Here is a 23,150-nt window from a genome sequence, read left to right as displayed (position 1 = left end):
ATAAATATAGCGAACTTACACGGATTGATATGGGTTAATTATAAAGAATGGACATGTTCAGCCAATTCAACCAACTTGGTAGAATATGCAAATTCGTTATCATACCATCCTACTACTTTAAAGAATCTTGAATTTAGCTCGATAGAAGCATCGGCGTCAAATACACAAGTGTTTGTTTCTCCAACAAAGTCTTGAGACACTACAAGTTCGTCAGTGTAGCCAACCACACCTTTCATAGCACCTTCAGAAGCATCCTTAAATGCTTTTTTGATCGCATCCAAAGAAGTTTCCTTAACAGTTCTTACAGTTAAATCTACCACAGATACGTTAGCCGTTGGTACACGGAATGCCATACCTGTTAATTTTCCATCCAATTTCGGAATTACTTTTCCTACAGCTTTTGCTGCACCTGTTGAAGCAGGTATAATATTCATTAAAGCACTTCTTCCACCTCTAAAATCTTTTTTGGAAGGGCCATCAACCGTTAATTGTGTAGCAGTTGTTGCGTGGACCGTCGTCATCAAGGCTTCTTCAATACCAAAATTATCATCAATGATTTTCGCCATTGGTGCTAAACAGTTTGTCGTACAAGAAGCGTTAGATACAATTTTATCTGAAGCTTTTACTTCATTATGGTTAACACCCATAACAAACATTGGTGCATCTTTACTTGGTGCAGAAATCACCACTTTCTTGGCGCCTGCCTCAATATGGTAATTTGCTGATTCTAAGGTTGTAAAAATCCCCGTACAATCGGCAACAACGTCAGCTCCAACTTCATCCCATTTAAGATTACGTGGATCTCTTTCAGCAGTTACACGAATGGTTTTTCCATTGACGACTAAATGTCCGTCTTTAACTTCAACCGTACCATCAAATCTCCCGTGTACTGAATCATACTTTAACAAATATGCTAAATGCTCAACTTCCAATAAGTCATTGATTCCTACTATTTCTACATTTGGTTTATTTAAGGTTGCTCTAAATACAATTCTTCCTATTCTTCCAAAACCGTTTATTCCTAATTTTAAATTTGACATTTTTTTATAATTTTTAATATTATTATTCTTAATTTTTATTCTACGCTCTTCATCTCACCATAACCATAAAGCACATGATGGCGTAGCAAGTTTTATGTGGTCATGATTTCTGACACACGGAGTAATTCCCTATCAATTTTTGACTTTCCTTTGACAGCTTCCCTTAAATGGGTTAATTCCATTTTCTCATTGAGTAGACCAACCATATAATTGGTTTTTCCTTCCAACAGCGTTTCCACAGCTTTCACTCCCATTCTACTAGCCAATACCCTATCAAAGCAGGATGGAGAACCACCACGTTGCATATGGCCCAAAACAGAAACCCTAACGTCATATTCGTCCATATTGGCTTCAACATAATCTTTCAACTCAAAAACGTTTTTTCCAATTTTATCACCTTCTGCAACCACTACAATACTGGAAGACTTGCCTGAACGCTTACTTCTGTGCAAGGATTCCAACAGACGGTCAAGACCCAAATTTTCTTCAGGTATTAAAATTTCTTCTGCTCCTGCACCAACACCAGCATTCAATGCGATATGCCCAACGTCACGTCCCATAACCTCCACAAAAAATAAGCGGTTGTGAGAACTTGCAGTATCTCGAATTTTATCTATACAATCAACTACGGTATTTAATGCCGTATCAAATCCGATGGTATGAGTAGTTCCGAAAATATCATTGTCTATAGTACAAGGAATTCCAATAATCGGGAAATCATATTCTTTGTTGAAAACCAATCCGCCATTGAATGTTCCGTCACCACCAATAACTACAAGTGCATCGACATTGGCACTTTTAAGTTGGTCATGGGCAATTTTGCGACCTTCAGGAGTTCTAAATTCTTTTGAACGGGCAGACTTAAGTACTGTTCCGCCCTTATTGACAATACCTTTAACGCTACGGGCATCCATGGACCTAAAATCTCCCTCCATAATACCTTCGAAGCCACGATAAATTCCTACACATTCTATATTATAGTAGGCGCAGGTTCTGACTACGGAACGAATGGCTGCATTCATTCCTGGAGCGTCGCCTCCAGAAGTCATAACCCCAATTTTTTTTATGTTTTTTGACATTTAAATAGTTTAGTAAAGTAAAATTACTAAACTAATACTATAATAAAGACGGGAATTATGATATTTTACTGAGTAATGTAAAATTCAATCGATTTCGTTAATAACTAAATCGAAATTGTGCAAAAACAGTTGGCTTAATTCTCCTTTTTTGCCTCTTTCTTCTTCATTTTGACATATTCTGGAAGCGGGTTTTCTTCTCTCGTACCTACATTTTTGTTTTCAACAGCATTGTTGTCTTTTCTGTTCTTCCCTGAAAATATAATTCTCAGCAATTCCCTAAACGTATCAAATTCTACATTATAGGATAATCCAACACCTTGAGTATAGCCAATTTCTTCGCCAAAATTCCGAATGTTATTTTCTCTATTAAAAAATTTAGCAGATAAGGTACCGTCTTCATTCAGCAGTAATTCTATTTCAGCGTCTCCGGCAATAACCGTTTCATTAACGCCGCCAATTGGCACCCCAACTTTCCCATTGAACAACACACGATCACTAATCTTAGTGCTTAAAGTCAAACCTAAACGATCATCTGATCTGTAATCAGGAGTTTGTTCGCCTGCTTGAAAATTCAGACCCAATTTCAGTTTATCATCGTCACTGGACAGTAAGTCATTGAATAAACTGTTTACACGATCGGCAATAGTACCATAAGCTTGTTGGCCTAAACTTATTTCACTGGCAAAAGAACCCGTTGCCAATAAGAAAAGAGCTTGATTCTCTCTACTTTCTTTAGTTTCCAGTCGGTATTCAAGCTCTGACCTAACAGTTGAACTCGCATTTGGAAATGCCAAGTTGAAATCTGGCGTGGGCTGTTCCAACTGTCCTGAAAGATTGATCTCCACATTGACCGGGATGCTTCTATTGATCGGATTATCCAATAGAACCGAAGGATTGGCTTCTGTTTTGTAAATGGCCTTCAAATTGATTTGCGCCTTTAAAGCATCACCTTCCCAAATAATACTACCTCCAGGTTCTACGACCAAGTTTTTCTGAATCAAACCGCCGTAAGAAAAATTATAAATACCTTTAAATACGGCAAAATCACCCCACATTTTAAATTTACCATTGGTATTGATTTCAAACAGAAGGTTACCTTCTCCACTGCCCTGGATGGTGCTTCCCGAGTTTCGGTCAATTACAATTTCAATATCTGCATTTTGGTTGACATTCAAGTCAAACTTTAGCTCCAAGCCTTTGACCTGAGTTTCAGTAATGACCTCTCCTTTCAAACGCGCTGCTTTTTCTTCAGGACTCAAAAAGTGGATATAAGAATTGTCTCCAAAACTTTCAACATCATTCAATGGAATCTTAAAAACGGTACCTTGAGACGTACTGCCATCGACTTCAATGACCAATTGATCTGTTGGACCATAAATGCTTGCTGTACCGTTCATAAAGGCCGTGCCGTAGTACAAGGCATCTTCAGCGTCATCTGTATTCAAAACCAGCAATCTGTTAGTCTCTATATCCAAGCCAAGCCTCCAATCGGAAAAGTTTTGATGCGACATAAAGCCGTTCAATGTCGCTTTTGAAAAGAATTCGGAATCGGTAAGCACAACATCATTAAAAACAAAGCGCTGGTCTTTTAGAGTGACTTCCGTATCAAAATCAAAGGCGTAATCAACATTCAAATAAGGGATGGCCAATCCTGCATTGTCCAAAATCAAATCGCCGTCAATTTGTGGTTTTTTTAAATCTCCGGATACAATGACATTACCTGATGCCAATCCTCTAATCTGATTAATGACATCTCCTCCAAAAACATTCAATGGTTCTAAATCAAATTCATCAAATGCTATATCCAAATCAATATTGGAGTTGGTGGCGCTGACGTCAACATTGCCAGTGACATTCAACGATTTTAGATTGTCATTCCTTAAAAACAAATCGACCGTATAGTTGGTGAGAGATTCGTTGCCCACGATATCCGCTCGTAAATCGCCCAGCATATAATCATTAAACATAAATTTCTCAATACTCACATCTGAATCAGGTACATACACACCATTTTGTTGGAGGATATCCAATTTCCCGTTCAAGATGCCCCCAAAGCTGATACTGTCAAGGTTGGGTGTCACTTTGTTGAGATCCACATCCATGAATCTGAGTTTAATATCTTTATAGGTCGAATCGCGAAGAGCGCCTGACAATTGGATTTCTTCATCTTTATGACTAAAAACAACATCAGAAATATTAAATTCATTAAAACTTCTATCAAAAGCTACTTTATTGAGCTGGTCCTTCTGTTGGTTTATGATCCACTCATTATCCTTAATGGTAATATCCGATCTTTTAAAACCCACAACCGACTTGTTGTCTTGGTCAATGGTGTAGAAGAGACTCAAATTGTAATGGTCGTTATTGTGCTTACCACCATTAAATTCAGACTTGATAAACAGTGTGTCTCTTACGGTAACGTTAATAAGATTGAACTTTGAGACGTTATAATATTTGGTATTGATGGAATCTACCTCAATAAACGTATTAAAAAGAGGATTGCCATTATCTATATTCACTTGAATGTCATTTGCGAAATAGTCCAGCAATTTAATTTTCGGTGATTTGAAGGTCAAATTAAATCCGCGTTGATCACTTTCAATTCGCCCCTTTACAAAGGTATTTTTACCAAGTTCAAGATCATGATAGAAGACTTCCACAATTTTATTGTAAATGGTGAAATTGAAATCGAGATATTGTTCGGTTTGAACTTTATGCGGAATATAATTGGTATAAATACTTCCTATTGAATTTGCCACCAGTTTACCAATGTCCTTAAACTTAAAGATGCCACTCACCTGTCCTTCAATAATATCGGGTGAATTGATTTCAACGATACGTTCGTTTTCATTAAATCTTGAAGTGATTTCAAAATCATCAAAAAAGTAAGTGTCATTTTGATTGATATAGGTTGTATTGTTAAACGTAAGTTTACCAAAAGCATCATCGATGTTTGAACCATCCATATCCATAGTAACATCGCCCTTGAAGATGGAGAGACTATCCTTTTTTACAAAATTGAGGGCTCTAAGGTTTGCGTATTCCACTTCGGCAGTAAAGTCCAATGAACTGACTTCTTTTGACATATCAGCCAACCCGTTGAACTTGAATTTTAAATTTTCATCTTGCGAAATCAAATCACCGTTGAATATCTTATTTCCCAATTGACCAGAAATGTCAATATTTTTATAAACATAATCGTTGTAATTAAGATTGAAAACATGCCCCTTAATATTGGTGTTTAAGTTCTCAAGCGTAAAGCCTTTTCCGTCCACCTCCATGTCAAAAGTGGTTTCTTTGATGTTCGGATTATCCAAAACTTCTCCAAGGTCGAAATCTTCAAAAACAACATTTCCTTTATAGCTGGCGTTGTCAATATCATTGAACCGCAACAAATTCAAATTCGATTCAATATGTCCGAGTGCCGTATTGATCTTTAAATCGGCAACAATGTCAGACGATGTGATTTTCGATTTTCCATAAATGGTAAAGCCTCCCAATTTAGCAAAAATGCTCGGTATTGAAGCGCCCAATACGTTGGGCATAAGCGATTTTAAATCATAGTAATTGGATGAAAGATTGCTAAAATCGCCATCCATTTCGAAGGTATTGGGCTCAATATTGAATAAATTCTTAAAGTTGATATCGCCATAAACCTTTGTTTGACTGCTGGTATTGAGTCTCAGGTTCATCATGGTCAAGTCATTAAGGGTTCCGCTTAAACTCACACTAAACTTAGCATGATCTTCAATACCAAACTCGTTATAAAAGGTGTTCAATTCATTTAACATCACATCAGAATCCTTAAATGATGCAACAACTTCTACCTTGTTGGTGAAATCTTGCAAATCTTCACGATTATACTTGAAGGTCAAATCGCCATTGAGAAATGAATTGGGCGTTTTTATAGAAAGATCGGCAAAGGTCATGTGATCCAAAGTGTATTCAAAATCCGTCACCATGTTTTTTACCGTCAATCCCCTACTATCCCTAAAAGTGAGCGTGTTTATCCGAGCACTAACATCGCTGGCGTTGATTAAAAAATTGGTGGCATTTAGGTTCAGATTGTTAAACTCAAGAATTTTTGGATTTTCCTTATTGTCATTGATCATTCTGAAAATACTTCCATAAATGGACACATCACTTGAGGACAATAAAAACCTGCTTTTATCAGGCCTCGGATTGTCTTCATCAAACCTTGCTACGAATACATCTAAGTTGGTCTCGTCCTCACCTAAATAGGTTCTGACATTAAAAGTTAGGCCATGGACATCGATATCGCCAAAGGTCAATTTACTATTATAAAGATTTCTATAGTTAAGAATTGATGTATTTAATCCTTCAATTCCTATTAAAGTATCTTGTTTATAATCTTCAATATAGATGCCTTTAAGTTCCACATCCCCGTTAAATCGAAGGCCCACCTTATTAATGTAAATATGTGTTCCGTAATCGTCATTGATACGTTTGGTCACTTTTTTTCCCAAAAATGTTTGAACGGGTGGAATAGAGAGAATCAGCACCAAAATGATGAATAGCAACACAATTATTGCTACAATTTTAGATGCTATTTTTAAAAGTTTTTTGATGCGTTTTAAAAGTTATAACTTTGGAGTCAAAATTAACAATTATTGTGCCTAATTCTTACTAATGGCTACACAAAATATTTATATTCTTGCAATTGAGTCTTCATGCGATGATACCGCGGCTTCAGTAATGCTAAACGGGAAAATCCTAAGTAATGTTGTGGCTGGTCAAAGCATCCATGAAGCTTACGGCGGTGTGGTGCCAGAATTGGCCTCACGAGCCCATCAACAAAACATTGTTCCGGTGGTTCAGCAAGCCCTTAAACGTGCCAATGTTGATAAAAATCAACTGAGTGCCATTGCATTTACCCGAGGTCCAGGTTTAATGGGGTCTTTATTGGTTGGCACCTCGTTTGCTAAATCATTGGCCTATGGTTTGGATATCCCTTTGATTGATGTCAATCACATGCAGGCGCATATTTTAGCTCATTTTATAGATGAAGAAGGCTTTAACAAACCTCCTTTTCCGTTTTTGGGGATGACCATTTCTGGCGGACATACGCAAATAGTGAGAGTGAACTCTCATTTTGATATGGAAGTTATTGGTGAAACTATAGACGATGCTGTTGGCGAAGCTTTTGATAAAAGCGGAAAGATATTGGGGCTCGGCTATCCCGCTGGTCCTGAAATTGACAAACGCGCTAAATTGGGTAATCCGAAAGCATTTAAATTCACCAAGCCCAAAGTTGAGGGCCTGAATTTTAGTTTTTCCGGATTAAAAACGGCGATTCTTTACTTTATTCAGAAAGAAACCAAAGCAAATCCTAATTTTATTGAAGAAAACCTGAATGACATTTGTGCATCTATTCAATATACAATTATAGGAATTCTGATTGATAAGCTGAAGCTTGCGTCAAAGCAAACCGGTATCAGTCACATTGCGATTGGTGGTGGCGTTTCAGCAAATACGGGTATCAGACAAGCACTCAAAGATGGGGAAGCCAAATTTGGATGGACTACCTATGTGCCCAAATTTGAATTCACCACAGATAATGCCGCAATGATTGCCATTGTTGGATATTTGAAATATATGGAAGGCGATTTTGCACAACAAAATGTCACGGCTTCCTCGCGACTAAAAATTTAATACTACAGAATCAACCAATGCAGCTTTTCTATAATCCGAATATTGACGAAACTACTACGCAAATTGACTTTTCAAAAGATGAAAGCCGACATATTGTGAAGGTGCTTCGAAAAAATAGTGGCGACCAACTCCAAATTACCAATGGAAAAGGCTGGCTATTTGTGGCTGAAATCACACTTTCGGATATAAAAAACTGTGTGGCATCTATACTTTCCAGATCGTTTGAACCTGCTCGAAACTACAAAGTTCATTTGGCGGTAGCTCCTACAAAAATGAACGATCGCTACGAGTGGTTTTTAGAAAAGGCAACTGAAATTGGCGTGGATACCATCACGCCAATTATTTGCGACCACAGCGAGCGAAAAGTCATTAAAACTGACCGATTTGAAAAAATCCTCCAGGCAGCAATGAAACAGTCTTTACACTATTATTTGCCAGAATTACAGGAATCTATTTCGTTTAATGACTTTATAAATCTACCGTTCGACGGACAAAAGTTTATTGCACATTGCGAAGAATCCGAACGCGTTTCTTTTAAAAATGCATTACAATTACATACTAATGTTCTAATTTTGATAGGTCCTGAAGGCGATTTTAGTCCTAATGAAATCAAGACGGCCATGGCCTCAGGATTTAAACCTATTAGTTTAGGCAATACGCGTTTACGTACCGAAACTGCAGCCATTATAGCGTGCCATAGCGTTGCATTTACAAATGAACAATAACTTCATTTAAAGGGCATATATAACTACTATACAGCATCTTAATATAATTCATGTAGTATTAAAGCACTGATTGTCTAACTTTCAATTCGTGCGATTTATTTTAACCCATTTTTATTTCTATTTTTGGAGGATGAGATTTAGCATGACCATATCAAAGCATTTTTTCGGCATTTTATTCTTTGGTATCTGTGGAATAGCGTCGTTGCAGGCACAAGAAATTGCCGTATTAAAGTATAAAGGTGGTGGCGATTGGTATGCAAATCCAACATCCTTGCCCAACTTAATTTCTTATTGTAATCTCCACATCAACACAAAAATCAATCCTAGACCTCAAACTGTAGAGCCGGATAGTCCAGATATTTTTCAATTTCCATTTATACATATGACAGGGCATGGCAATGTGTTTTTCAGTGAAAACGATATTGAGAATTTAAGAAACTATCTTTTTTCTGGTGGATTTTTACATATTGATGATAATTACGGAATGGAGTCTTACTTGGTAAAGGAACTCAAAAAATTGTTTCCTAATAAGGAGTTGGTTGAATTGCCTAAGACTCATCCTATTTTTAGTTCAGCTTTTAAGTTTCCTGAAGGATTACCTAAAATTCATGAGCATGATGGCCAACGGCCCCAGGCTTTTGGAATGTTCGATAACGATAGATTGGTGCTGCTTTTCACTTTTGAAAGTGACTTAGGAAACGGCTGGGAAGATGAAGAAGTCCACAATGATCCTTTAGAAGTGAGGGAGAAAGCGTTGAAAATGGGCGCCAATATTATTAAATACGTTTTTGAAAACTAGAACGATTAGTAATTGTTGATTGAGGAATATCGATTGATGAAGTAGGATATAAAGCAACATTAAATGCGCATTTTCAATTACATGCATGCCTCTTTTTATTTATACTGAGAGTTATTATTTAACAACATTTACTCTGTTTGAATTATGATTATAGTTGAAATTATGAATGAGTGACAATCCTGTTCATCTGTTTGAGGAAAGTCTATATCGTATCAAAAATAAAAAAGTTCAAACTTCAATTTTCTAAATTATACATGAACAATTCATCAGTATCAAAAAACACATCCGAGTACTTCAAAAAATCATCATTCGTTAATTGTCAATCGTTAATTATCAATCGTTAATCGTCAATCGTTAATTTTCAATCCCATGCAGCTTACCCATTACAATTCAAGATTCAACCAACAGACATTTCCCATTACCTTGATCTGCGAAAATGTGACCAATGCTGCTAATATTGGCAGTTTATTCAGAACTGCAGATGCTTTTGGAATTGAAAAATTGATACTTTGCGGCAGTCCAGTTCCTTTCGGTAGGAAAATGGCACAAACATCCAGGGCTACTGAAAAATATGTTAATTTTGAGTGGAATGAAAACGCTGAAGAAATACTCGTGAATTTTAAATCTTTGGGGTATCAGATTTTGGCTTTGGAAATCACCGACAACAGCACCTCCCTATTCAGCATGGAATTGAATGCTGATCAACCTATTGTATTACTCATTGGAGATGAAAATTTCGGTATTTCGGAAGCCTGCCTAGAACTTTCTGATCGTACCATTCATATCGAGATGTTTGGCCAAAACAGCAGTATGAATGTTGTACAGGCGACTAACATTGCACTTTATGAAATAACAAAACAACTTCGGAAAATTGTACTTTAATTTTTCTGAGCTTTAGCAATGTAATTTTGAATACCGTTAATTTTTATTGCAACCGCATCCTAAATTTGATTTATATTTAAAAAATGAAAGCAAAAACGATTTCGAAGGGACTATTACAGGCATTAGCCGTGGTATTTGGCATTATACTGCTGCTATTCTTTCTTTACAAAATCCAATCCTTATTACTTTATTTGTTTATAGCTGGAATCATATCGCTTATTTTCAGGCCTGTGGTTTATTTTTTTAAGAATCGATTGAGATTAGGAAGAAACTTTTCAGCTTTTATAACGCTTTTATTAATCGGAGGCTTTTTCGCCTTGATTTTATGGCTTTTTGTTCCCATAATTTTGGAACAGAGTAAGAATATATCGGAAATTGATTTTGAAATGGTCAAAACCGATTTGAACGAACTCAGTATTCAGGCCAGTGAATATCTAGGTGTGGAAAAGATCAACATTATAGAAGCTATCAAACGTACCGACTTTGTACAAGATTTCGACTCTGAGTTTGTGGTTAGTTTTGTAGACGTTTTTGTCAATAATATAGGGGCATTTATTATAGGCGTATTTTCTGTTTTATTCATTTCATTCTTTTTACTGAAGGATGACCGCATGATTTCCAACGCCGTTGCCAGTTTTGCCGAAGAAGGGAAAGAACGTCGGTTTTTAAGAGTTTTGGATAAAGCGAAAGAACTATTGTCTCGTTATTTTATCGGTCTCCTCATTCAGACCACAATTATGGGCATCTTCTATTTTTTACTATTGTTAAATTTAGACGTCAAAAATGCACTTGCCATTGCTGTCATTTGTGCGTTTCTAAATATTGTACCTTATTTGGGTCCTCTTCTTGGTGGTGTGGTCATGATCTTGGTAGTAGTCTCCAATAATTTAGGGGTCGATTTTTCATCAGATTTATTACCACTTCTTTTCAAAGTCCTCATTGGAGTAGCCATTGCTCAATTGATTGACAATCTCTTTTCTCAACCTATCATTTTTGGTAAAAGCGTGCGTTCCCATCCATTAGAAGTCTTTCTTGTGATCATTATCGGAGGGTTAATTTTTGGAATTCCTGGGATGATCCTTGCCGTTCCTTTCTACACAACCTTAAAGGTTATTTCGAAAGAATTTCTATCGGAATACAAAATCGTTAAGCAATTGACCAAGAATCTTTAAGTGTAATGGTTAATATTGCACTAAATTTCATGTGATGAATTCCGCCATTCTACATCCTGACGTACAAGATTATATCAACCATAATCTTAAAACGGATCCCACGGTTCTGATTTTAAAAGGGATTTCTTTTGCCGGAGTTACGACTGCAGAAGTTGTTGAACAGATTGAGGCGAAACAGAAATGTGAAAAGAAATTGCCAACATGGTTTCAACAACCCAATATTTACTATCCAAATAAACTCAATATTGAACAGACCTCTTCTGAAATGACCGCCGAATATAAATCGCGTTTAATTTCGGGTAAGACACTCATTGATCTTACGGGTGGTTTTGGAGTAGATGCATATTATTTCGCAAAATTATTCCAGCAGGTCACTCATTGCGAGCTTGATGCTGATCTCAGTGGTATTGTTAAGCGCAATTTTGAGACACTTAAAGTCAGTAATATCATTACCATTGCTGAAGATGGCTTATCCTATCTTGAAAACTTACCAACAGATTATGATTGGATTTACGTCGATCCCTCCAGGCGTCATGATAGCAAGGGCAAGGTGTTCTTCTTAAAAGATTGCTTGCCCAACATTCCAGAGCATTTGGATATTTTATGGTCACGGTCAAAAAACATCATGATCAAAACCTCGCCATTGTTGGATATCACGATAGGGTTGAACGAATTGGAAAATGTCAAAACAATGCATATTGTAGCAGTAAATAATGAAGTGAAGGAATTATTATGGGTTTTAGAACATGGATTTTCCGGGAAGGTAAAAATCAAGACCGTTAACCTTAAGAATAGCGGTACCGAGCACTTTGAGTTTTTTATGGAAGACGAAGCTCAGGTTGAGAGCACGTATAGCGAGCCACTCACCTATCTCTATGAACCAAATTCGACGATTATGAAATCGGGTGGCTTTAGCTCAGTATCAGAAACTTTTGGGGTAAAGAAACTCCATAAACATTCGCACTTATATACGAGTGATACGTTGATTGAATTCCCCGGAAGGGCATTTAAAATATTAAAATCGATCCCTTATAACAAAAAGAAAATCAAAAAGCTTTCTATAGAAAAAGCTAATATCACTACTCGAAATTTTCCTGACACGGTTCAAAATATTCGGAAGTTGTTTAAAATAAAGGATGGCGGAGCTTATTATCTTTTCTTTACTACGGATATGAACAATGAGAAGATGGTATTAGTCTGCACCAAGGCCACTTAATGACCTCAATCCTAAAAGTTGTTTTAAAGATGATTGCCATATTTTGTTGATCAGCATTCTATCAACAAATTGTCAAATTTCGTTGACTTAAATCATATTAAAGACTGGGCCAAGTAGGACATATATAATAATAAAAAGGATAATTGTGCCAATACAGCCACACTTACCACCACCTAATTTCTTTGCCCCCCACCCAGCGGCAAGAGCTCTTAATATATTTTTCATTCTCTTAGATTTTAATTTATAAATATAATGCGAAATGAAATTTGCGAAGTGCGCATTAACGAAAAATCATATCTCAAATACTGATTTTTCAGTAAAACCATAACATATGGCAGAAGCAACCGTTCGTTTGGTGTTTAATCCTGTAAACTCACTGAACGCAGGAAGGATTAAGCGGTGCTCAGAAAGCTCATAACAGGGAAGTTTAATCGATACCTTCCCTCTACCTCTTATTAGCACTCCAGGATGCGTATGTCCGGAAATACAAAAAATATCCTTTCCACAATGCTGTTCATCATGGACAAATCGGAAAGCGGCCACATCTTTATGAGTTTTGTAAACGGAAATCCCCAGGGATTCGTAAAAGCTATTTTTTAACCGATCGTGATTGCCTTTAATGAGTTCAAAATTGATATTTTGATTGGCTTCAATAAAATCTCGAAACTGATCACTGTCGGTATTTTGTTCAGCATGAAAAAGATCGCCAACCACAAGGACTATCTCTGGCTGAAAATAGTTTATTAAACCTTGTAATTTTTTCAAATCATTGTCCAATATGGCCGACGGAATAGGAATACCAGCTTTTCTGAAATGGGCGGTTTTTCCTATATGTAAATCAGATATAACCAAAGTTTTCTGCAATCCCCAAAAAAGGGCACGTTGGTTGGTCAGCGTTAAAACTTCATTTTGAATTGAAATGTCTTTGGTAATAATACTCATAGCTACGTTTGCTTCAGCACCTCGTCTCTTATCCGTTTAATCCGCGCATCTAAATCTTCGCTGGTCAAGGATTGTCGTAAGCTATCCACTTTTATAGGAAAGCTTAATGGTGTGAAAGATTTTGCAAATTTAAGGATTAGTTTGCTTTTAGAAATACGTTCAAAGGCATCTTTCAATCGCACTTCTTCCAATTGTTCATTAAAAACCTCGGTGTAGGCTTGTCGCAATAATAAATTCTGAGGCTCGTAATCTTCCAAAACTCTGAAAATTAAACCAGAAGAGGATTGTAAACTTTTATTATTCTTTCGCGTCCCGGGTTGACTTTGCACCACCAAACCTGAAATAACGGCAATATCCCTGAATTTACGAGAGGCCATTTCTGACGCATTGATGCTTCCGATCACATCTTCCATTAAATTTTCTTTAGATAAGATATCCGTGATCGTCTCTTCATCAATTGGGATGGCCTGATCACTCAACAGTTCGAAACCATAATCGTTCATGGCAATAGTAAAAGTCAATGGTTTTATCAAGCTCAGACGATAGGCGATCAACGCGGCCATAACTTCGTGAATCAGTCGCCCTTCAAATGGATACATAAAGACATGATGGCCATCTTTGGTTTCAATCATTTCGATCAAAAACTCGTCTTTACCTGGAATATGAGAATTCTTTTCCTGTTGGGAAATCAACGGATGCAGAAACTTAAGTTCTTTTTCGGCGGTTTTTGGATGAAGCGACTCCGCCAGTTTCTCACGCAAATAATGGCTTAAATAAGAGGATAAAGGCAAACGGCCTCCCATCCAACTTGGGGTAATGGCCGACTTTCGCTTGCTCCGCTTCACCAACACTGTCATATCCTTGATGGTCACTATCTCCAATACCCTGCCCGCCAAAATAAAGTGATCATTCGGTTTTAATTTTGAAATGAAATATTCTTCTACCATACCGATATATCCACCGGAGAAAAACTTCACTTTTAACATGGCATCACTTACAATGGCACCAATATTCATGCGATGCAACATAGCAATCCTTCTGCTTTTCACTTTGTATAAGCCATCCGTAGCTAAAATAACTTTGTGGTATTCTTCGTATGATTTCAAGGTGTTCCCTCCTTCGGTAATAAAATGCAATGCCCAACTCCAATCGTCTTCAGTCATATAATGGAACGCATGCACTTTCTGAACGGCTTCAAAAAGGTTTTTCTCATTAAAACCTTCACCTACTGCCAGAGAAACCATATACTGAATGAGCACATCAAAAGTCAAAACCATAGGTTCTCGAGCTTCAATACGTTTATCTTTTACGGCTTGTTTTAATGCGGCGGCTTCAATCAATTCCAAAGAGTGCGTTGGCACAAAATAAATCTTAGAGGTTTCATATGGTGAATGGCCACTACGTCCTGCCCGTTGCATAAACCGCGCAATACCTTTTGGAGATCCAATTTGAATAACGCAATCCACAGGTTTGAAATCCACGCCTAAATCTAACGAAGATGTGCACACCACAGCCTTGAGATGGCCGTCCGAAATGGCGTTTTCAATCCAATTGCGCAATTGTGCATCAATAGATCCGTGATGAATGGCAATTTGTCCCGCCAAATCTGGTTCTATCTTAAGAATCTGCTGATACCAAATTTCCGATTGGTTCCTGGTATTGGTAAAAATCAGTGTGGTGTTGTTTTCGTAAATAATCGGAATGATTTTAGAAGTCATCTTTACGCCCATATGTCCAGCCCACGGCAAGACCTCAATCTCATCAGGGAGCACGGTAATGATGTCGATCTTCTTTTTCTCTTTGGCAACAATACGTTTGGTCTTGATGTTTTTATACGGAATCAATACCTTTTGGGCTTCATCCAAATTACCAATGGTGGCTGTTATTCCAAAAATTTTCATGGATTTTGAAAGGCTCAACAATCTGGATATTGCCAACTCGGTCAGTACCCCACGTTTGGATCCCAACAATTCATGCCACTCATCTACTGCAACACAATGCAAGTTTTTAAAAAATCGGGAATTATTTTTTTGTGAAAATAATATATGTAGTGTTTCTGGCGTGGTCAACAACACATCGGGCATTAAACGCTCCTGTCGGCGACGGTCTTTTTGTGGTGTATCGCCATTTCTGACCTCCACTTGCCAATCCAAACCAATTTCTTCCACAGCAATGGTCATCGCTTTTGCCAAATCTTTGGCAAGCGATCGTAGCGGACTTATCCAAAGCAATTTCATGCCTTTTTTATAGGCTTCCGGTTGGTTGAGATAATCAATAACGACAGCTAAAAACACAGAAAAGGTCTTTCCAAATCCTGTAGGTGCAACCACCATTCCGCTGTAACCGTTATGATATTGATTCCAGGTTTGCAATTGGAAATCGAACGGGTTTTGCCCTTTCTTCTCCATCCAATCGGAAACTATCTGATAGCCCTGTGAGTCCTGAACGTTTTTCAAGTTGGATTTGTGATTAGTTGTTTAACTTGTTCAATGGTATCAATTTGATCAACGGTTTTATCACGTCGCCATCTTAAAATCCGTGGAAATCTTAGAGCTACCCCCGATTTATGACGATTGCTAAGTGCAATACCCTCAAAGGCGATTTCAAAAACCAATTCAGGTTTTACGGTACGAACAGGACCAAATTTTTCGATGGCATTTTTATTGACGAATCTTGAAATCTCAGTGATTTCAACGTCGGTCAATCCCGAATAGGCTTTGGCCACGGTTACTAAACCATCGTCTTTTTTAACTGCAAAAGTATAATCTGTATATTTTGAACTGCGTCTTCCACTACCCTTTTGGGCATAAATCATCACGGCATCAATTGTTAAGGGATCGACTTTCCATTTCCACCAATCGCCCTTTTTACGACCAGTGTGATAAGGTGAGCTTTTCTGCTTTAACATTAAACCTTCACTGTTGAATTCACGTGCCTGATTTCTAATAGCATCCAATTCACTCCAATTATTAAATGTAATGATTTCAGAAATTAAAATATGATTTGGTAAGATTTGAGAGGCTAATAAAGTCTCTAAAATTTCCCGCCGATAAGTCATTGGTTGTGTACGCATGTCTTGGCCATTCCATTCTAAAACATCGTAAACATAAAACCCAACCGGTATTTCTTCCAACATTTTTTTGCTGACGTTTTTCCGATTTAGCCGCTTTTGTAAATCATTGAACAACAGAACAGCATTATCTTTAAGTGCCAATATTTCGCCGTCGATAACAAAGTCTTCCTCAAAGGTCTCCATAGCGCTCACCAATTCGGGAAATTGACTTGTTACCAGTTCTTCACCTCGTGACCAGATAAAAATCTCGCCATTGCGTTTAACTATTTGACCTCTAATGCCGTCCCATTTATATTCCACTTGCCACTCTTCAGGATTACCCAATTCTGGCAGTTCCTTTTCCAAAGCATAGGCCAAACAAAACGGATAGGGTTTCGAATTGTCATAGTTGATATGCTCACCCTGGATCAAATCTTCAAAACTGATACTGTTGATATCCCAATTGCCAATAATACTATGCATCAGCTGATTGGCATCAATTCCAGAATACTTAGATAAGGCATTGACCAAGGTTTTTTTAGAAACGCCGATTCGAAAGCTTCCACCAATTAATTTATTGAAAATTAGACGTTCTTGCATTTCCATTCCTGACCAAGCATTGAGCACATACGCCTTTTTATCGGAGTCAGATTTTGGTCGTAAGGCAATCAATTCTTCCATCCAAACACTTAATGGTTTTTCAATTATATGTGTCGGATCTGGAAGCATTAAAGCGATGGTTTCACCCAAGTCGCCCACACTGCTATAACTTTCCAAAAACAACCATTCGGGATAGCCGGTGATTTCCATGCACCATTGACGCATCAGCGTTGTTTTCACAGGCCTTGAAGGACGTTTGCCTGTGAATAAGGTAATGATCCAAAGCTTGTCCTTTTCTGGAGCAGCTTTTAGATAGTCCACCAAGGCATCAATCTTTGAATTGGTTTTATTGGTGATTTCTATAGCGCTGATGAGTTCGGAAAAATGTTTCATAAGGCTTCCTTTTTTTCGGTTACTACCTCCTTATCATCTTCTTCAGTACCATATTCTGTTTTTACTTCTGCTGATGGAATACCAATTTCATTCAAATATTTTGAAAAAGACGCTTGACTGCCGTGGGTTACATAGACTTTTTCTGCTTCGCTGGCTTTTACGGCAGACAATAATCCGTTCCAATCGGCATGATCACTTACTGCAAATCCGGCATCTACAGCTTGCCAGCGCCTATTTCCCCTAATTTGCATCCACCCTGAGCAAATAGCGGTGGCAGCATTTGGAATCTTCTTCAATAATTTTGATCCCAACAAACCAGGAGGCATAATGACAATCTTATTTTGAAGATCTTCTTTTTTAAAGTCGTAGTTGAGCAATTCAGTCTGCGGAAGCGGGATGCCTGAACCTTCAATAGCCTTATTAAGATTGTGGATAGCCGAATGAACGTACATTTTATCAACACCTTCCATTAGTTTCATAATGCGTTGCGCTTTTCCCAAAGAATATCCCAAAAACACGCTTGTACGATTATGCGATTGATTTTTCAATACCCAATCTTGCATTTGTTGCTGCAGTTGGGCTTCAGGCAGCCAATTATAAATAGGAAGGCCAAAAGTGCTTTCTGTGATAAATTCATGACATTTGATAGGTTCAAAAGGGATGGTCAGATGATCGTTTTTCACTTTATAATCGCCAGTAAATACCACCACAAAACCTTTATACTCCAATCGTATTTGAGCAGATCCAATGACATGTCCAGCAGGATGAAAACTGACTTGCACCCCATTTACACTTCTGGGCTCATTATAATTCAAGGATTCGATCTGTATATCTGCTCCGAGTCGATGCTTTAAAATGGCTTTAGAATCCGTTTGGCACAAATAGTATTTCATTCCGTTTCGAGCATGATCAGCATGACCATGGGAAATGATGGCAAAATCTACCGGCAACCACGGATCGAGATAGAATTTTCCAGGGATGCAATAAATGCCTTTTTTTGTGAATTTAACGAGTTTCAAATGTGACGTGCTTTCTAAGTTAAATGTATAAAGTAGAATGGAAATGGATAAAAACCGATTTCAATTCAAATTCTACAATAATTACGGCTTTAATTTTCCGAAATCCATTGTATCGGGTTGATCTCCAGTAACGGCACCAACGCCCATTTTAACCAAAGTAACCAGTTTGTTGTTTTTCGGATCCCAATAAAAGGCTTCGGTCGGTTTTACAGAGATAGCGGTGATGTTTGGATCGTCTTTTCCATCAAACCAAGTATCGTCAGACTTACCGTAAAGTTCATCAATCATCCTTCTATCTGTGGTGATGGTAGCTGTTCCATAAACATTTAAGAACTGCATATCATTTTTATCGACATAAATTAAATGAAGATTAGGGTCGTTCATCAAATTCTCATTGTGTGTGCTATTCTTATTGCTCAAAAACCAAATATTTCCTTGAGAGTCAACTTTTTTAGTGCTCATCGGAATCATATGTAGGGGTGTTTGCTTCAGATTTGTGGCCATCATTGTAAAGTCAATGTCTTCTGCCATCTCTATAATCTTCTTTTTAGCGTCGTTATTATATAAATTCTGTGTGCTCATAATTTTTCTGTTTAATTTATTTGTAAAATTAGTGAACAATTTAAACGACGGATAATTCTATCCAATAAAATCATATCCCAAAAACAATATTTCCCCATCGAGTTACAATAAGTCTATACAACACTTAATTGTAGCGAATGAGGTAATTAATCTTTCTAAAATTGATTTATTTTATAGATAATTAAAATATAAAAACAATGGATACCAACAGATTATCAAAAAAAATAGAAGACATTTTAAATAAGCAAGCCGCTAAGGAGGCTGAAGCAGCCCAGGTTTTTTTAAGCTATGGCTGTTGGGCAGATTCTGAAGGCTATGGTGGGATTGCAAATTTCTTTTTCAGACATGTGGCCGAAGAGCGTGACCACATGATGAAGGTAATTCAGTACATCATGCAGCGCGGCGGCACTGTTAAAATAACAGCAGTCAAAGCACCACCTGCAGATCCGAAAAACTTACAGGACTGTTTTGAGAAAACCTTTAAACATGAAGTTGACAACACTACTGCCATATATGAGATTGTGAATTTGGCGCATGAGGAGCGCGATTGGGCAACTTACAACTTTGCCCAATGGTTCGTAAAAGAACAAATAGAAGAAGAAAAAATGGTCATGGACTTATTGGATAAACTTAAAATTGCCGGTGGTCCAAAAGCCACGGATGAATCCTTATTCAATCTTGATAAGTTTTTGGCTGAAGCACCTGATGAAGCGCCATTGGCAAGAAATGCCTCTATGGACAAACCGGAATAATAAAACTATGTACTTTCCAATATACAAAACCCTTGCTTGAGGGTTTTTTTGTGGGTCATACTTACCAAGTTTATATGGAAGATAAATACCACCATTCACATAGTTCACGTTAAAGTTCGATTGAAGTAAGTTACGCGACAAAAAACTATATAGCCAAGAATATTAATTCTATTTCTATGAAGTAAATTAGTTGCGTATCTTGCGTAATTGATCAACTAATCCATCACCAGTACTAATCATAATTGCGACAACAACAAGTAGAAGAACTTTTACATCCATGACTATTGAGGTAAATAAAATAGCACAATTAACAGGACATAAAGCGGCGATATATGCTTTGGATAAAGGTACAGATGACCATCTGATTTTTTCCGGAAGTGTAGATCAGGTTATCGCACAATGGAATTTAGAAACATTTCAATTGGATAAAGTGGCCGCTCGTTTTCTAGCACCTTTATATTCTATTTGTCACATTCCAGAAAAACAATGGTTACTGGCAGGAACTTCAAATGGCACTGTTCATCTAGTAGATTTAAAAACCAATCAAGAAATAAAACTTTTAACAAACCATAGCTCTCAGGTTTTCAATATCCGCTATTCCATAGAAACCAATTGTATTTATACCCTTGGCGGGGATGGCCGTATGGCGGTTTATTCATTGGACAGTTTAGACTTAATCAAATTAGTCATGCTAAGTGATAAAAAAGTACGTCATCTTGATTTTAATTATAAGAGTTCAGAATTAGCTATTACTGCCGGAGATGGTACTATTCATATTCTTGACTTAAACACCTTATTGGAGAAAAGACTTTTTATTGGACATCAACTGTCAACAAATGTCGCGCGTTTCAGTCCAGATGGAAAACGCCTTTTGACAGGCGGAAGAGATGGCCATTTGAACATCTGGGAAGTGGGAAGTTACGAACTCATAAAATCAATTCCCGCTCATGAATGGGCAATCTATGATATTGCATACAGCCCTGATGCTAGCCTATTTGCTACATCAAGTCGTGATAAATCATTGAAAATATGGGATTCCGAAACCTTTGAACTATTGGAAATAATAAATAAAGAAACCTTTGGCGGTCACCAATTTTCTGTCAATAAATTAATTTGGAGTACTTATAATAAGTATTTGATTTCAGCAAGCGACGATCGGACGATCATGATATGGGACATACAAGTAAATTAAAATGCCCCAATAACACGATGCGGTTGGGGCATTTTTTGTAAAAGTAGAAATATCTTGAGTTACCTCGCCGTCAATAGTGAAGCAAAATCCTCCTTAATATTTTTTAAGAACTATTATAAAGTAATCGTTTTAAATCCGCTCTCCTGCAGACCAAATATATAGGCGAAACCGTCAGGGGTTGTATTTATAGAGCTATGGTAATCTGATTTTTTTACTCCAAAATGGTTCATTGCCGACTCACAAACAACTACACGAATGCCCACTTTTTCAGTGATTTCAATAAATGAAATCAAATTCTCATCGGTTGCTAAATCCTTTGCAGCTGCACTGATGATGACAATTTCAAAATCAATTTTCGGATTCTTACCCTTAAGTTCCTTACCTGTCATCACTGCTGCCTGAAAATAGCGCGCATTCGGAACGAGAATGGCATATTTTCCATCCTTTTTGATAGAATTTTCAATATCTGAAACACTTAGTGATTGTGCAGTTGCTGAAGTAAACAAAACAGACCCTACAAAAACGAAAAGGACCATTAAAAACTGATTTCTCATAATTTCTTTAAATTTGGATAATTTATTATAAATACGTGACTAATATCACAAGGGCAAACATACAGTATCATTTGGTTTCTAAATGTAACCTATGTTACCATAAAGTACATTTAAGAATAAGGTAACTATAGAGTCATTCATTTTTTTTTAAATATTTTGATCTCATATAAAACATAACCGCATGTGGCACAAATAAAAAGTGCAATGATCAAAAGGCTTGAAAAGGTATTTAGATTAAAGGGTTTGGTTTTGAACGTAATCCTTTACAATACTTTAGATAAAAGTTATTGTATGTAAAACATTGGATTTTTGGCAGTATAATTGATGGATTACAGAATAAACATGAATTTTTCAGTAGTCACTTAAAAAATGCTGTTTTAAAATGGTCTACGTAATATAAGCCTCTTAAATTTAAATTAAATGAAATACTCACTTCTAATTTTAACTCTGTTGTTAACGTTTAGCATGGCAAATGCGCAAAAAATCTATTCAGTTGACTACGAAAATCAAGCTGATGTGAAGGTATTCGTTGTTGATTATGCCAACCAAGCCGATTTAAAGGTTTTTAAAGTCAAATACCAAAACCAAGCCGGTAAGAATAATGGGAAATGGTTCTTTACAAAATATGCCAATCAAGCCGAAAAGAAAATATTTTTTGTGAAATATCAGAACCAAGCAGATTTGAAAATTTTCTTTGTCGACTATAAGAATCAGGCGGGATGGCAAAAAAATTTTAAGAAAAGTTTATTGTATTAGAGCGTGTTCAGGTCATTGCAAATTTAGAAATCGATGACGGTTGTTATAATTAACCCCTATCCGGTTCATTTCTTCTTAAAACTATCAAGAATGAAAGCTTTGACATATTGATCGCCATAAACCTACTATTACAAGATGAGCAATGCTGATCCTGTTTTCAAGTAAAGATTTTGTTTACATTTGGTTATCGCGGTTTCAAGGCAGCCATCGTACTTGGTGCTTTAAGGAAACAAACCAAATAATAACGCACAATAAATGAAATTCACCTCACTCTTTATTTTCCTACTGTCCTCATTTATGGTCTATACCCAAACCTATATTAGAGAAGGCAAAGGAAATTATAATAGCGTGTTATACACTTGGGACGAAAAGTATCTAAGACAAGGTAAGGGTGTATACAATACCATTTTAGCTACATTTGACAAGAAATATATGAGACAAGGAAAAGGCGATTATAACACGGTTTTAGCTACTTGGGATGGAAAATATCTCAGACAGGGAAAAGGTGAGTATAACGAGGTTTTATATACCTGGGACGGAACATATATTAGGCAAGGTAAAGGCGACTACAACACAGTTCTATATACTTTTGACGGCAAATATCTACGTCAGGGCAAAGGCAAATACAACACTGTTTTATTGACAGTGTCTGGAGAGATTCCAATAGAAGTGCTGATTTTTATTGTTCCATAGTTTTATAGTTAGAATAAACTTTTTGCTAA

At 37.0% G+C, this 23,150-nt stretch carries 20 protein-coding genes; 10 read left to right on the top strand and 10 right to left on the bottom strand.

All coding sequences use genetic code 11. From position 1 onward, the window contains the following. Positions 1 to 38 precede the first annotated feature (38 nt). The 3 genes from gap to J4051_RS06735 all read right to left on the bottom strand — a co-directional run bounded on the left by gap (position 39) and on the right by J4051_RS06735 (position 6,663). A complete protein-coding gene (gene gap / locus J4051_RS06745; RefSeq protein ID WP_208233099.1) occupies positions 39 to 1,040 on the bottom strand; it encodes a type I glyceraldehyde-3-phosphate dehydrogenase in 1,002 nt (333 codons plus the stop codon). A gap of 92 nt (positions 1,041 to 1,132) precedes the next feature. Continuing rightward, on the bottom strand, positions 1,133 to 2,119 hold the full coding sequence (gene pfkA / locus J4051_RS06740) for a 6-phosphofructokinase (protein WP_208233098.1): 987 nt from the start codon (positions 2,117 to 2,119) through the stop codon (positions 1,133 to 1,135). 134 nt (positions 2,120 to 2,253) lie between these two features. Continuing rightward, positions 2,254 to 6,663: a translocation/assembly module TamB domain-containing protein gene (locus tag J4051_RS06735; protein ID WP_317192700.1), complete on the bottom strand. Its 4,410-nt coding sequence runs from the start codon at positions 6,661 to 6,663 to the stop codon at positions 2,254 to 2,256. Positions 6,664 to 6,769: 106 nt separating this feature from the next. Here J4051_RS06735 and tsaD point away from each other — a divergent pair, with 106 nt between their 5' ends. The 6 genes from tsaD to J4051_RS06705 all read left to right on the top strand — a co-directional run bounded on the left by tsaD (position 6,770) and on the right by J4051_RS06705 (position 12,586). Continuing rightward, on the top strand, positions 6,770 to 7,792 hold the full coding sequence (gene tsaD, locus J4051_RS06730; protein ID WP_208233097.1) for a tRNA (adenosine(37)-N6)-threonylcarbamoyltransferase complex transferase subunit TsaD: 1,023 nt from the start codon (positions 6,770 to 6,772) through the stop codon (positions 7,790 to 7,792). Between the two features lie 17 nt (positions 7,793 to 7,809). Next, the gene (locus tag J4051_RS06725; protein WP_208233096.1) at positions 7,810 to 8,517 is read left to right on the top strand and encodes a 16S rRNA (uracil(1498)-N(3))-methyltransferase; all 708 of its coding nucleotides are present in this window, start codon (positions 7,810 to 7,812) and stop codon (positions 8,515 to 8,517) included. Positions 8,518 to 8,659: 142 nt separating this feature from the next. Then, entirely contained in the window at positions 8,660 to 9,316 is a 657-nt protein-coding gene (locus tag J4051_RS06720) for a DUF4159 domain-containing protein (RefSeq protein WP_208233095.1), read from the top strand. A gap of 369 nt (positions 9,317 to 9,685) precedes the next feature. Beyond that, complete coding sequence (locus J4051_RS06715; protein WP_208233094.1) at positions 9,686 to 10,198, top strand: TrmH family RNA methyltransferase; 513 nt, start codon at positions 9,686 to 9,688, stop codon at positions 10,196 to 10,198. An 83-nt stretch (positions 10,199 to 10,281) separates the two neighbouring features. Further along, on the top strand, positions 10,282 to 11,370 hold the full coding sequence (locus tag J4051_RS06710; RefSeq protein ID WP_208233093.1) for an AI-2E family transporter: 1,089 nt from the start codon (positions 10,282 to 10,284) through the stop codon (positions 11,368 to 11,370). Positions 11,371 to 11,404: 34 nt separating this feature from the next. Next, positions 11,405 to 12,586, top strand: a complete 1,182-nt coding sequence (locus J4051_RS06705; protein ID WP_208233092.1) for a class I SAM-dependent methyltransferase — start codon at positions 11,405 to 11,407, stop codon at positions 12,584 to 12,586. Positions 12,587 to 12,673: 87 nt separating this feature from the next. Here the strand turns inward: J4051_RS06705 and J4051_RS06700 are convergent, their stop codons facing one another. From J4051_RS06700 to J4051_RS06675, 6 genes are all read right to left on the bottom strand, one after another. Further along, the gene (locus J4051_RS06700; protein WP_208233091.1) at positions 12,674 to 12,811 is read right to left on the bottom strand and encodes a hypothetical protein; all 138 of its coding nucleotides are present in this window, start codon (positions 12,809 to 12,811) and stop codon (positions 12,674 to 12,676) included. Between the two features lie 66 nt (positions 12,812 to 12,877). Beyond that, positions 12,878 to 13,528 carry a ligase-associated DNA damage response endonuclease PdeM gene (pdeM, locus tag J4051_RS06695; RefSeq protein ID WP_208233090.1) on the bottom strand — a complete coding sequence of 217 codons (651 nt, stop codon included), beginning with the start codon at positions 13,526 to 13,528 and terminating at the stop codon, positions 12,878 to 12,880. A gap of 2 nt (positions 13,529 to 13,530) precedes the next feature. Further along, positions 13,531 to 15,984: a ligase-associated DNA damage response DEXH box helicase gene (locus J4051_RS06690; protein WP_262897796.1), complete on the bottom strand. Its 2,454-nt coding sequence runs from the start codon at positions 15,982 to 15,984 to the stop codon at positions 13,531 to 13,533. Beyond that, on the bottom strand, positions 15,981 to 17,573 hold the full coding sequence (locus J4051_RS06685) for an ATP-dependent DNA ligase (RefSeq protein WP_208233089.1): 1,593 nt from the start codon (positions 17,571 to 17,573) through the stop codon (positions 15,981 to 15,983). The genes J4051_RS06690 and J4051_RS06685 overlap by 4 nt, the downstream gene beginning before the upstream one ends. Continuing rightward, positions 17,570 to 18,592, bottom strand: a complete 1,023-nt coding sequence (locus J4051_RS06680) for a ligase-associated DNA damage response exonuclease (RefSeq protein WP_208233088.1) — start codon at positions 18,590 to 18,592, stop codon at positions 17,570 to 17,572. The genes J4051_RS06685 and J4051_RS06680 overlap by 4 nt, the downstream gene beginning before the upstream one ends. 81 nt (positions 18,593 to 18,673) lie before the next feature. Then, positions 18,674 to 19,174, bottom strand: coding sequence for a pyridoxamine 5'-phosphate oxidase family protein (locus J4051_RS06675; RefSeq protein ID WP_208233087.1), 501 nt, complete (start codon positions 19,172 to 19,174; stop codon positions 18,674 to 18,676). Positions 19,175 to 19,371: 197 nt separating this feature from the next. Here J4051_RS06675 and J4051_RS06670 point away from each other — a divergent pair, with 197 nt between their 5' ends. Together J4051_RS06670 and J4051_RS06665 are read left to right on the top strand one after the other, a co-directional pair. Further along, complete coding sequence (locus tag J4051_RS06670; RefSeq protein WP_208233086.1) at positions 19,372 to 19,926, top strand: ferritin; 555 nt, start codon at positions 19,372 to 19,374, stop codon at positions 19,924 to 19,926. Between the two features lie 277 nt (positions 19,927 to 20,203). Further along, positions 20,204 to 21,118, top strand: a complete 915-nt coding sequence (locus J4051_RS06665; RefSeq protein WP_208233085.1) for a WD40 repeat domain-containing protein — start codon at positions 20,204 to 20,206, stop codon at positions 21,116 to 21,118. 113 nt (positions 21,119 to 21,231) lie between these two features. Here the strand turns inward: J4051_RS06665 and J4051_RS06660 are convergent, their stop codons facing one another. Continuing rightward, on the bottom strand, positions 21,232 to 21,672 hold the full coding sequence (locus tag J4051_RS06660; protein WP_208233084.1) for a DsrE family protein: 441 nt from the start codon (positions 21,670 to 21,672) through the stop codon (positions 21,232 to 21,234). Positions 21,673 to 22,092: 420 nt separating this feature from the next. On the opposite strand from J4051_RS06660, the gene J4051_RS06655 reads away from it, so the two are divergent. Next, positions 22,093 to 22,428 (top strand): DUF6150 family protein, encoded by a 336-nt coding sequence (locus J4051_RS06655; RefSeq protein ID WP_208233083.1) that lies wholly within the window; start codon positions 22,093 to 22,095, stop codon positions 22,426 to 22,428. 255 nt (positions 22,429 to 22,683) lie between these two features. Then, on the top strand, positions 22,684 to 23,121 hold the full coding sequence (locus tag J4051_RS06650) for a hypothetical protein (protein WP_208233082.1): 438 nt from the start codon (positions 22,684 to 22,686) through the stop codon (positions 23,119 to 23,121). Positions 23,122 to 23,150 lie beyond the last annotated feature (29 nt).

This window comes from Gelidibacter pelagius (assembly GCF_017581925.1).
GTDB lineage: Bacteria > Bacteroidota > Bacteroidia > Flavobacteriales > Flavobacteriaceae > Gelidibacter > Gelidibacter pelagius.
Note: the sequence above shows the minus strand (reverse complement) of the source record. Positions and strands in the feature narration are given on the sequence as shown.